The following is a 12,515-nucleotide window of genomic DNA, read 5'->3' on the forward strand; positions in this document are numbered from 1 at the left end:
ACGCCGCTCTTTCTTTTTCCATATCTTTCTGTGGCATTTGTAAGTTATTCATTTTTTTATTGTCACAATCAATTATTGCATATAATTATATCATAATAAGTGTAGATAATGATTTAGGATTGCTATACACTAAAATCGGTAATCGTAGCATAGCCGGTGCCAAGATAGTAAACATTGTTAACGTTGCCGAGTACAAATGTGTCCGCACCCGCGCCGCCTGCGAGAGAATCCGATTCACTTCCGCCGCCGATACCGTTACCAGCACCTGAAAAATTAGCACCGTCAAGGTAATCGTTACCGTCGCCACCAATCAGATAATCTTTGCCGCTTCCTCCGAATAAATGATCGTTGTGAAGTCCGCCGCTCAGATAATCTTTGCCAGCACCTCCATACAGCAAATCTTCGCCAGCTTCGCCGTATAATTTATCGTTACCCGCGCCGCCATCTAGCTTATCGCCACCGTAGCCACCGTAGAGGATGTCATCTCCGTCGAGACCTGACAAGATATCATCGCCTTTATTGCCGTAGATTGTATCATTGGAAAGCTGAATTTGACCTTGGTCGTTGATTGTCCAATTTTGTCCAACTAAGGATTTGTGGAGTTTACCGTCGCCGTTGACAGTGTTGTTGTCGTCGTAGTCTGTACCTTTGATAATTGATGACATTTTTGTGGCTCCTTGTTTTTGTCTAATTAGTGCAAGGGTGAGAAAGACTCAACTAACTTGCTTGATGTCTCTAGTTTCTCCTTTCGTCAAGCAAGCGACAATGGGAATAAAATCAGGTGTTTAAATAATTCAAAAATGGCTGGCAGCAATGATTTACAGTAAAAACTCAGCTTAAATCAGTTAAAATAGGGAAAAGTCAGGGTAATTTCCCGATGGAGGAACAACTCCTCTCTGGCAATAGTCTGCATACTTACGTATATACGTACTCACGGGCGATCCCATGAAATCAGAATTAGAATTCTCTTGGAGCAAAACCAAAGAATCAGCCGATCGCATTTTTGCTCAAAACACCGGCAAATATCTCAGCGACATCGAAATGAAAGTCCTTCAAGGTTCTTGGGAGGGCAAAAGTTACGATCAAATTGCCAAAACCTACGGCTACAGCGCTGAATACCTCAACAAAGATGTCGGCAACAAGTTGTGGCACAAGCTTTCAGAAGCTTTGGGAGAAAGAATTACCAAGAAAAATTTCAAAGAAGCGCTGAGGAGAGCTTATGAAGCAGAACCAAGTCAATCTCTGCACGCAAATCCGCCCTCGCCAACATTACCGACAGCCGCAAATTTGCAATTTCCCGAAGGTTCAGTAGCCTTAGATTCACCTTTTTATATAGAGCGTTCCAGCATCGACTCTCTCTGCGAGGAAACGGTTGTCAAACCCGGTTCTCTGATTCGGATTAAGGCCCCGGAGATGATGGGTAAAACTTCACTGATAAACCGAATTTTAGCTAGCGCTGTCCGGGAAAATTATCACGCAGTTTATTTAGATTTGAGCGCCGCCGACCGAGGGATTTTAACAAATCTTGATAAATTTCTGCGCTGGTTGTGCTTGATGGTAAGCCGGCAGTTAAAGTTAGAAAATAAGTTAAACGAGTATTGGGATACCGATATTTTAGGCAGCAACGATAACTGTACAGTATACTTTGAAGAGTATTTGCTGGCAGAAATAGCAACTCCTCTAGTGTTGGGATTGGATCAAGTCGATCGCATATTTCCCTACACAGAAGTAGTTGAAGATTTTCTGGGGATGCTGCGAAGCTGGCACGAAAAAGCCAAAATTTCTGATATCTGGAAAAATTTACGGTTGGTAATGGCCCATTCTACGGAGGTTTATATTCCTTTGGATATGAATCAATCTCCGTTTAATGCGGGAGTTCCCGTTGAGTTGCAGGAGTTTGAGAGCCAGCAAATTTATGATTTAGCTCGTTTGCACGGCTTGGATTGGCGTGATGGACAGTTGCAAGAGTTGATTTGTGCGATCGGCGGACATCCTTATTTAGTAAGATTGGCAATGTATGAGGTTAGTTGTGGGAAAATCTCATTAAATCAGCTATTAAAAAATGCTGCCTCAGAATCGGGAATCTACAGCAATCATTTGCGGAGGCATTTAGAAATTCTGCAACAAAATCCCGAATTAGCTTTAGCTTTGAAAAAAGTTGTAAATTCCCCGGAAGCAGTTGAATTGGATTCAATGCAAATTTATAAGTTGCACAGCATGGGAATTGTGGGGCGGCAAAACAATTATGTGATGCCGCGCTGCAATTTGTACCGCGAGTATTTCTGCCGTGTTTTAGGTTAAAGAAAACACGCTCACCTTCCGGTGAGACGTAGGGCTTCTCGCGAGTCAAGCTAATTTTTTTTCAAAGTGAGCTTCCAATTTGTATTGCCAACCTTTTCGCAAGAAAGCTGGGTATTGTTGGGAAGTTTGCATTTGAAAAACCAACTAGGTTTTTTGTCTTTTTGCTTGAATTCCAAAGTTGCACTATTAGCACCTACAGAGGCAACTACTGCACCACTTTCAAAAGGAGTATTATTTTCTCCTATAAATTTCCATGTTCCTTGCTGGTTTGCTCCCTGTTTGATAACCATTTCAACAGAGGTTAAGGCATCATCACCTCGATGAGAAAGATTCCCTTTCCAGTTGCCGACAATCGAAGATGGGGAAGTAATTACTTCATTAATTTGAAGGTGATTAACCTGTTGTGATTTTAAAGGGTTGGCAAAAACTTGAGAAGTGTTACCTAAAATTGCCATTGCAGAGGAAAAAGATACTGCCATCAAGGTGGCAAGGACGATAGATCTTACAGACCGTACAACTGAGATTTTTTGGTTTTGAATGTTGTTATTCATGATGATTCTCCAAGTAATGTTGTTGGGTAATAAAATCAGGTATTAGAGCGGACTAGATGCAGAAATAAACACCTGATTTGGGTTGAGATTAGTAATGTTTTGGTCTTGCACAACACCAATTAAATCACCCTTGTAGAAGATTCCCGTGTCTTGGGCATTGCTACCTTCCCAGTTGCCAAGCCCAAGCGAGTAACCGTCTTTGAGAAAGCCTTTGATTTGGATTTTATCGGTTTGAGCTAAACTAAAGTCCGTAATTGTGGCGTAGCCATTTGTGACGTGGTAAACACTATTTATGTCACCCAACACGAAGGTGTCCTTCCCAATGCCACCTGTGAGGAAGTCGAATTCATTTGGCCCAAAGCCGTAACCAGTAAGTTGATCGTTACCACTCCCGCCGAAGAGACTATCGCTGCCCGTACCACCAAGTAGAGCATCATCTAAATTGCCACCATCGAGAACGTCGTTGCCAAAGCCACCAACTAGATAGTCGTAGCCAGCGCCACCATATAAAGTGTCATTACCAGAGCCACCATCGAGAACGTCGTTGTCAAACCCACCATCTAAATAATCATTACCAGCGCCACCATACAGCTCATCGCTACCAGAAGCGCCGTACAGCTTGTCATCTCCACCAATACCCGACAATATGTCATTTCCTGTATAGCCAAAGATTGAATCATCTGCATTAGTTCCAATTAACTTGGGTTTATCGATACCGTTGTCGTTGAAGTTAGTGCCATTAATAATTGCCATTTCTGTTACTCATTGTTGTTCAAAATTAGGACGTAGAGATTGAGCAACCTGTACGATCGCTACTACATTGTTTTGAATCGTTAAAACTTGATTTATTCCCTCTGCCATAACTTTTGTAACGCCGTCAAATAATACGGCTAAGTTTAACCAGGCAGAGGGCGATCGGCTTAGCCAGGAAACGGATCGCCAAGGATGAAGTCCGTCGCTGTGACATTGGTGGTGTCTTGCAACACACCAATTACATCATTTCCGAACAATATCTTAGTATCTAGAGCAGCGTTGCCATACCCGAAGTCTCCAGACACCACAGTGTATTTATCTAGAGTCTCAAAGAGTGCGATTTTATCGCCTTCTAATGAGTTAAAGTCTGTAATTAGGCCGAAACCATCTCCGGTGTAGAAATTGTAGTAGGATTGCGCGCCCAGCACGAAAGTGTCCGCGTTAGCGCCGCCTGTGAGGGTGTCAAATTCGGTGCCGTTGCTGAAACCGTTAAGGTAATCATTGCCAGCACCGCCAGTAAGAATGTCATTGCCAGCCTCGCCCCACAGGTCGTCGTTGCCACTGCCGCCATCCAGATAGTCGTTGCCACTGCCGCCGTACAATTGGTCGCTGCCAGTCTCGCCGTACAGGTTGTCGTTGCCACTGCCGCCATCCAGATAGTCGCTGTTATTGAAGTTGTTGCCACTGTTGCTGCCATCACCGCCGTAAATGATATCATTACCGCTGTCGCCGTATAAGCGATCGCTCCCTCCACGACCGTAAATGATATCCTTGCCTTCCAGGCCGTGGATTACATCATTGCCAAGCGTTAATACTAGCCCGTTCGGACTTTGCTGCCATTCCGAATCGGTTCCCACTAATGATTTGTGCAACTTATTGTCCCCGTTGACAGTATTGTTGTCATTGAATTGAGTACCGTTGATATTTGCCATTTCAGTTGCTCCTTTGTATTTCAAACTAATTGGTTTATTTAGGAAGTAATGGTTGCTATTTATATTTTTTTGCTGCCCTTCTCGCTTCCTGTTATCAGTTTCTCGCTAAAACTCTTGAACGGCAATGGTGATAAAATCAGGTATTATAGGAACTGACAAATAACTTCAGGCTTTGAATTTATAGGAAAAAATCAGGTGCACCCTGACAAAGCATCATTAAAATCAGCAAAAGTCAGGTTTTTTGGTAAATCTCTACATCGTCAGGTTTGCGATCGTACAATCAAGTCTAGATTTGGGTGCTGGCGTCCGATGCGAGAGTATCCAACAGATAGCGTCAATAAAAGACAAAGGAATCGCCCTCAGTTTTTTGTCAACTGAAAAGGCGATCGCGCAAAGCTATAGTGATAGTGCTGGACACAAGCACGTAGCGCGCCGTAGGCATTCGCTCATGAGGAATGAAAGAATAATTCCTCTTGTTTTGACAGTCCAGAGCGATCGACACGCTGGCCATCACGCTGTTTCAATGTCTCCCCACCGCTGCGTTTCAGATTTTTTCGATGTGTCAAGCACCTGGTTGCCGCTAATAACGTTGGACACCATCCGAGTTCCTGTCGCCGATGGCTGAATCTTCACGCCGACACCGCCAACACCGCCGTTCTGCTCGAACCGATTGTTCATCAACATCGCCGCGTGCGACCCCAGCAAGGCACCACCAATTCCACTTCCCTCAAAGCGACAACCGGATATCAAATAATCGTTTCCCCATCCCATATTGTTCTCAGGTGGTGGTACAGGGTCGTTATCTTTGCCAAAGATCAGGAGACCCCAACACTTAGCCTGATTCAGGATGCAGTCGCGAATCCTCCAGTGGAAAGCGTTTCTGTGCATCACAATGTTGTAATCGTTTCCAAAGATGCTGCTACGGTCAACATATACCGATAAAGCCAACCAACCAGGACGACTGCCATAGATTCCTGCAAAGAAGCCTGTGACAATCACGTCCCGGATAAAGACTTTGTTGGCGCGCGAGACATCAATACCGATATTGACTCCACCACCGACACGCCCAATCGCCAGATCGCGGATAGTGATATTGGTAGCAGCTTTATCCAAGCAGATCGCAGAAACACCGTCAGGAAGATTATCGAATTCGAGTTTACCTTCTCCGTCGATGCCAACGCCTGCAAGAGTAAACCGAGAGGGAATTATCAGTGGTTCAGAGAGGTGGCAAACCTTATCGATAATTAGTGTCGCGTTGCTGTATTTGGTGTTTGCTATTGCTTTGAGGAAGCAAGGAAGATTTTGGCAGCCACCAATCAAATCTTCAATTTCACTGAGGAAGTAGAAGTGGGCGTTAAGGGGCTTCTTGCCCTCATCTTTGAGTTGCTGATTGTACTTTTCGAGCTTATCAATGGCTTCGGGACAACCTGGATCTGGCTTGTCCGTGATATCTGTAATGTCTGGTCCTTCAAAGAGCGCGAATTTGTTTAATTTACAGATTCCGCTATCTTTCGGTAAATCTTTAGAAGTGGGATTAAAAGGGGATAGTTTCGTCATCTGTTTCTAGCCTTCTTAGTTGACTGTAATTTATTTTGATTGCAAACGCATCTGTATATTTAGTAGCTATTGACCATTCTTGGCAAGGAGCAAATAAATTTAACTTGCTTGCTCCTTAAACTAATCAATAGCTATTGCCGAGAATTCTCCTGTTTAACTTCTGCAAATTTTTCAATCTGAGAACTGATGCTTTCTATTTGCCTGACTGAGATTCGTAATGTTTCTTGAGCAGCTTTAATTCCTAAATAAACTCCAGAATCTAAAACTCGGTTCAACTCTCTTTCAGCTCTCAGTTTATTTTCTTGACTGCGTTCTGGAAACTCTTTGGCAATTGATAAAATCATACCTCCAAGTACCGAGTTGACAATCACATCAAAAACTAAATCAGGAGCTGACTCTGAATTACCCCACCAAGGAGAGACGATATCCTCTATTTCAGTAAGGGAAGGAATTAGCCACTGAATTACTTGCTCTTCAGAAGAAATATTATTCAAGGAATATCGTGCTACACGACCCAGGTATAATATTCCCTCACGACTCAAGCCTTCTTGAACTGTTCTGGACGACAATTCCTCTACTAGCGGATAACTCCAACGTATTCCCCATAAGGCTGTTGCAAGTATTGATTTTTGGATTTTTTTAGGAGCCAGCCAAACACCAATATTTCGCCAGTAGGTTTTGATATCGTTGTAAACTTTTTTGCCTTTATCAGAAGCATTGAAGCCTTGATGCTTTATGTCATCTTGGTTATGAGGAGTCTCGCCGATGACATTGATGTTAATGAAGTGATGCCAAGTTGCATCCACCGCAACTCTTCCGACATTAACTTTATGTCCGTCATAAGCTCCTAAGACACCAAAAATTTTGGCTTTTGTTGGCAGACTGGAGTATTCATCCTTGTGACCTCCAATAACTATTGCTTCCGCAATCACTTCTGGTTTTAGGGGTTTACCAGTCTTTGGCAAAATAGGATACTCGGTTATGGTGTATCCATCAAAGGGAAAAGTTTTCGTTAAATCCTCATCAACATAGCATTCTCCCTCGTGCATATGATCCGGAAGAACGTTGATTACACCACGAGATTTGGAGAGCAAAGGATGAGGATAGCGTTTTTTGAAAATCCCCTCTTTAGTCCAAAATATAGTTGAGTACATTTTGGGAATAATTTGCTGGGGAATATCATCCGATTGGTCATCAAATTGATATCCGGAATCGTTTCCTTCCCTCAAGGTGTCATGTCTTTTAGACGAATCTTGACCTTGATCTTGATTTTCCTCCATTCCTGGAACTCCAACTGGTGGAGCTACAGGTTCTCCATATAGCCCCTCTTTGGGGAAATACCATTTACGCATACTTCTGACGCGAGGTATACGGGCGCATAGTCCATTTCCTATATCTTGGTGATCTCCTGTGGCAAAAACTCCTCCGCCATTATCCATAAACTGAGAAATAATTTTCAATTCGTCATCCTTCAAAGATAATGAATTTTCAAATTTTTTTGGCTCTTTTACGGGGTCTACAAATCGGGACATTCCAAAAAACCAGATTTCATCATAATCTTTGGGATTGAACATTTCTAGGCTATTGAACCGAAAATCCGTCTTATCATTATCAGTACCTGTAGCCCGATGAACTTTTGTTATCTTGAAATCCACATACAATCCGAGATTGACAGAATTAATTTCAAGAGCTTTAATTAATTCTGATAAACCAAAATCGCCATCGCCAAAATCGATTGTGGACTGTGCGTTTTTATCGCCAACGATTAAAACTCTAATAACTGTGGGCGGCAAACTAAAATCGTCAATCATGTAACTATCCTTGAGTGAATTAGTGGTGTCGAAACGAGAAATGTTTTGAAAGAGGCAGAAGGCAGAAGGTTTCATTCCTGCGAAAGCTAGACAGGGGAGAAAATGCTCTACAGCATTATATTGAGAATCAAGATCGACCTAGCGATTAGTTGATTTGGTCAACTCCGTACCTCCGTTGACCCGCGATTCATCCCACACTTCCCTTCGGGCAAGACGTGGGGCTTCTCGTGAATTTCGTGTTTTTAACTGCATCTTTCACTTCTTGTTATCAGTTTCTTGCTAAAACTCTTGAACGGCAATGGTGATAAAATCAGGTATTATAGGAACTGATAAATAGCTTTCGGCTCTGAATTTATAGGAAAAAATCAGGTGTAGCCCGATCGAGCATCAGCAAAATCAGCAAAAGTCAGGTTTTTTAATAAATCGCTACACAGTCAGGTAAGCGATCGTACAATCGAGTCTAGATTGAGGTGCAAGCAATGATTAAAGAATCTCCACTTGGTTATGAATATCAGATTGGCGGGAGTCTCCCAGCAGATGCGTCTAGTTACGTGACGCGGCAAGCAGACTTGGACTTTTATGAATGTTTGAAGGCTGGTGAGTTTTGTTACGTTTTGAATTCCCGGCAAATGGGTAAGTCTAGTTTGCGGGTGCGGGCTATGCAAAGATTGCAAGCTGAAGGTACTGTTTGCGCTTTTATCGATTTAACTGGGATTGGTAAGGAGGATGTAACTGCGGAAAAATGGTATGCTGGTATTGTTAATTCTTTAGTTAGTAGCTGTCAGCTAGGCAATAAAGTTAATTGGCGGAGTTGGTGGCGCGATCGCCGGGATTTGTTTTCGCCTCTCCAGCGGTTTAGTTTGTTTATTGAAGAAGTTGTTTTAGTTGAGATAGAATCAAATATTGTTATTTTTGTTGACGAGATCGATCGCGTTTTGAGCATGAATTTTTCTACGGATGAGTTTTTTGCTCTGATTCGCTGGTTTTACAATCAAAGAGTTGACAATTTTTTATACCGACGTTTGACTTTTGCGCTGTTGGGGGTGGCGACACCGGCGGATTTGATTGCTGATAAAACTCAAACTCCTTTTAATATTGGTAAGGCGATAAATTTAGGCGGTTTTACAATTAATGAAGTGCAGCCTTTGATTGATGGTTGGCAGGGGCTGGTTGATAATGCTGAAAGTGCGTTAGCGAAGCCCTCGCAGAGGATCGCCCAAATCCTAGATTGGACGGGGGGACAACCTTTTTTAACGCAAAAGCTATGCAAACTGATGCTTGAGGAATCTGCATTGGGAAATTTGCGATCGGTTGAAGAGGTGGTGCAGTTGCGGATTGTGGAGAATTGGGAGTCTCAGGATGAGCCTGAACATTTGAAAACTATTCGCGATCGCATTTTGAGAAATCAGCAAAAAGCAGGCCAGTTATTAGGGCTTTACCAGCAAATTTTGCAATCCGCAAACCCCCCCCAACCCCCCCTTGCTAAGGGGGGGCTAAATACTCAAGAATCCTCCCTTAGCCCTGAAAAAATAAGCGCAAACCCCCCCCAACTCCCCCTTGCTAAGGGGGGGCTAAATACTCAAGAATCCTCCCTTAGCCCTGAAAAAATAAGCACTCTTACTCCCCCCCTTAGCAAGGGGGGGCAGGGGGGGTTCTTGCCGATGGCAGTCACGAACAAACAGAATTGCGCCTCTCAGGTTTGGTGGTTTTGCATCAAGGCAAATTAAAAGTTTACAACCTAATTTATGCGGCAATATTCAATCTTGAATGGGTGGATAAACAGTTGGGAAAGCTTCGCCCCTATGCGGAAAATTTTAATGCTTGGAATGCTGCCAATTTTGAAGATAATTCGCGGCTGCTGCGGGGAAATGCCCTACAAGAAGCTTTAGATTGGGCAAAAAATCAAAGTTTAAGTCCTCTGGACTACCGCTTTTTAGCGGCGGCTCAAAATTGGGAAAAGCGAGAAGTTCAACAGGCTTTAGTCGTCAAAGAAGAAGAAGGTCAGATATTAGCAGATGCGAATGAAATTTTAGTTTTGGCTCAACAAAAAGCAAAACTAAAATTAACTCAAGCCCAGCGGAGGGCTACTCGGATTGTGGCTATCGGTTCTATAGTTTTGGCAATTTCTATCATCACAGCAATCTCAATCCAATTACAAGTAAAACAAGCCCAACAGCAACTAGCAGAACAACAAGTAATCTTGCAAACTTCATTCTCTAAAGCAGCTTTGGTTTCCGATTCTTTTGAGGCGCTGCTGAAAGCGTTACAAGCAGCACAACAGATCAAAGGATTAGAAAAATCAGCCAGCAATGAGACACAGATACAAGTAACCAGGGGGCTACAACAGGCAATTTATCATGTTAGAGAACGCGATCGCGCGATCGGTCATCGTGGCGCTATCAGAAGTGTAACTTTCAGTCCCGATGGCAAAATTTTTGCTTCTGCTAGCGAGGATCGTACAGTAAAATTATGGAATGCTAGACCAGCTACATTAATATCAACCCTGACAGGACATACTGGTAGAGTTACGAGTGTGAGTTTTCATCCTCAAGGCAAGATTTTGGCTTCTGGAAGTGAAGATGGTACTGTCAAATTGTGGGATGTAACGCGCAGCACTTTAATTAAAACTATTAAGGCTCATCATAGCTGGGTGAGAAGTGTCAGCTTTAGTCCTGACGGTCAAATTTTCGCTTCCTGTAGTTCCGCTGGTTTTATCAATTTGTGGAAAACAGCCGACGCTACATTATTAAAAACTCTGAAAGCACATACCCAGAGCGTTACCCATATTAGTTTTAGTCCCGATGGTAAAACTCTCGTTTTTGCAAGTTTTGATACAACCGTGAAGCTTTGGAATATTGGCGATGGAACTCTCATAAATACTCTGGAAGATCATAAAAGTAACACCAGAAGTGTCAGTTTCAGTCCCGATGGTAAAACCTTAGCTTCTACCGATCAAGACGGCATAGTGAAACTGTGGAATGTAGTAGATGGAACTTTACTGCAAAACCTTCCAACCCATCGCAGGGCTGTCTGGAGTGCAATTTTTAGTCCAGATGGCAATACTCTAGCCACTATCAGTTCCGATAGTACAGTCAAATTGTGGAATTTAGAGGATATAAACGACAATACAACTGAACCGCAACTTCTTAAAGGACATCGTGGCAGAATTTTGAGTATTGGTTTTAGTCCCGATGGCAAAACTCTGGTTTCTGGAAGTTTTGATAGTGCAATTAAGCTCTGGAATTTAGAGGTGAGGGAACCGCAAACCATTAAAGGAAATAGCACTAATGTTCGAGCTGTAAGTTTTAGTCCCGACGGTAAGATGTTAGCTTCCGGTAGCGACGACTTTAAAATAAAGTTATGGAATAAGAAAAATGGTACTTTACTCCAAACTCTCAGCGGTCATCAAGGTCTGGTGCTAAGTGTTAGTTTTAGTCCCGATGGTAATATATTAGCTTCCGGCAGTGTTGACAAAACAATTAAGTTGTGGAATGTGCAAGATGGTAGACTACTAAAAACTCTCAACGGTCATCGTGCTTGGGTGAGAAGCGTTCGCTTTAGTCCAGATGGAAAGACCTTGGTTTCTGGCAGTTCTGATAGTACGGTAAAACTTTGGAATGTAGCAGATATGAGGCTATTGCAAACCTTTAAAGAACCTCGCAGTATTGTTACCGATTTAAGTTTTAGTCCAGATGGAAAAGCTCTAGTTGTGGCTTGTTCTGACGGTGATATACAGCTATTAAATTTAAAAACAAGGAGTTTAAGCCAGAGTTTTCCCGCCCATAGCGGTTGGGTAGCTACCATTAGCTTTAGCCCAAATGGTAAAGTTTTTGCTTCTGGTGGTTCGGACAGTATAGTCAAACTATGGAATGCAGAAAATGGCCGATTATTGTTCACCCTAGAAGGACATTTATCTGATATAACCAATATCAGTTTTAGTCCAGATGGCAAGACTTTAGCTTCCTCTAGCGATGACGGTACAGTGAGGATATGGAATGTAGAAAATGGTCTGGAAATATCAACTTTAGAAGGACACCTTGGCAGCGTTACCAGCGTGATGTTTAGTCCAGATGGTAAAACACTGGCTTCTAGTGGGCTTGACAATACTATCAAGTTATGGAACTTAGAATTTGATTTAGATCATTTTATCAGACAAGGCTGCTTATGGTTGGAAGATTACTTTGCTTCTCATCCTGAAGAGGCGAGAAAATTTAGCAAAATATGTAAATAAATAATTTATGGCTGAGAAATTATATTGCTAACCATCCTGAATAAATGGCAATTGCCGATTTGTGCGATGTTCAAAACTGAAATAAATCATTCCAAAATTCATCGCTGGTAGGGGCGGGTTCACCAACCATTTATGATAAAAATGAATAATATTGTAAACCCGCCCCCACCCACAAACAATAAAAAAGTACCGTGAATTTATTGAATAATATCTAATCTTCGTTCGTAGTGCGGACTGAAGTCCGCATCCAAAGAGCGGACTGAAGTCCGCACTACGAACCATTTTTGTTGTGCTAATCTACCCGACACTATCTAAGACGTTGATGTGAATCATGGCGGAAATATGGCGAATTTATGAAATTATTTGTGGGTTTCATAGA

Annotated in this window: 9 protein-coding genes; 3 read left to right on the forward strand and 6 right to left on the reverse strand. The window is 42.5% G+C overall.

What is annotated here, in order from left to right; translation table 11 throughout:
• Nucleotides 1-122: 122 nt before the first annotated feature.
• A complete protein-coding gene (locus K4039_RS10255) occupies nucleotides 123-665 on the reverse strand; it encodes a calcium-binding protein (protein WP_265235076.1) in 543 nt (180 codons plus the stop codon).
• A gap of 280 nt (nucleotides 666-945) precedes the next feature.
• On the opposite strand from K4039_RS10255, the gene K4039_RS10260 reads away from it, so the two are divergent.
• Nucleotides 946-2,301, forward strand: coding sequence for an AAA-like domain-containing protein (locus tag K4039_RS10260; protein ID WP_265235078.1), 1,356 nt, complete (start codon nucleotides 946-948; stop codon nucleotides 2,299-2,301).
• A gap of 50 nt (nucleotides 2,302-2,351) precedes the next feature.
• On the opposite strand, the gene K4039_RS10265 is transcribed toward K4039_RS10260, so the two are convergent.
• From K4039_RS10265 to K4039_RS10285, 5 genes are all read right to left on the reverse strand, one after another.
• Nucleotides 2,352-2,852, reverse strand: coding sequence for a hypothetical protein (locus K4039_RS10265; protein WP_265235079.1), 501 nt, complete (start codon nucleotides 2,850-2,852; stop codon nucleotides 2,352-2,354).
• Between the two features lie 42 nt (nucleotides 2,853-2,894).
• A complete protein-coding gene (locus tag K4039_RS10270; protein ID WP_265235080.1) occupies nucleotides 2,895-3,605 on the reverse strand; it encodes a calcium-binding protein in 711 nt (236 codons plus the stop codon).
• Between the two features lie 167 nt (nucleotides 3,606-3,772).
• On the reverse strand, nucleotides 3,773-4,537 hold the full coding sequence (locus K4039_RS10275; RefSeq protein ID WP_265235081.1) for a calcium-binding protein: 765 nt from the start codon (nucleotides 4,535-4,537) through the stop codon (nucleotides 3,773-3,775).
• Between the two features lie 510 nt (nucleotides 4,538-5,047).
• Entirely contained in the window at nucleotides 5,048-6,094 is a 1,047-nt protein-coding gene (locus K4039_RS10280) for a hypothetical protein (RefSeq protein ID WP_265235082.1), read from the reverse strand.
• Between the two features lie 131 nt (nucleotides 6,095-6,225).
• Complete coding sequence (locus tag K4039_RS10285) at nucleotides 6,226-7,980, reverse strand: hypothetical protein (RefSeq protein WP_265235083.1); 1,755 nt, start codon at nucleotides 7,978-7,980, stop codon at nucleotides 6,226-6,228.
• Between the two features lie 404 nt (nucleotides 7,981-8,384).
• Here K4039_RS10285 and K4039_RS10290 point away from each other — a divergent pair, with 404 nt between their 5' ends.
• Nucleotides 8,385-9,632: an AAA-like domain-containing protein gene (locus K4039_RS10290; protein ID WP_265235084.1), complete on the forward strand. Its 1,248-nt coding sequence runs from the start codon at nucleotides 8,385-8,387 to the stop codon at nucleotides 9,630-9,632.
• Nucleotides 9,590-12,136 (forward strand): WD40 repeat domain-containing protein, encoded by a 2,547-nt coding sequence (locus K4039_RS10295; protein WP_265235085.1) that lies wholly within the window; start codon nucleotides 9,590-9,592, stop codon nucleotides 12,134-12,136. The genes K4039_RS10290 and K4039_RS10295 overlap by 43 nt, the downstream gene beginning before the upstream one ends.
• The last annotated feature ends 379 nt before the right edge of the window (nucleotides 12,137-12,515 follow it).

Source organism: Lyngbya sp. CCAP 1446/10 (genome assembly GCF_026130175.1).
GTDB lineage: Bacteria > Cyanobacteriota > Cyanobacteriia > Cyanobacteriales > Microcoleaceae > Microcoleus.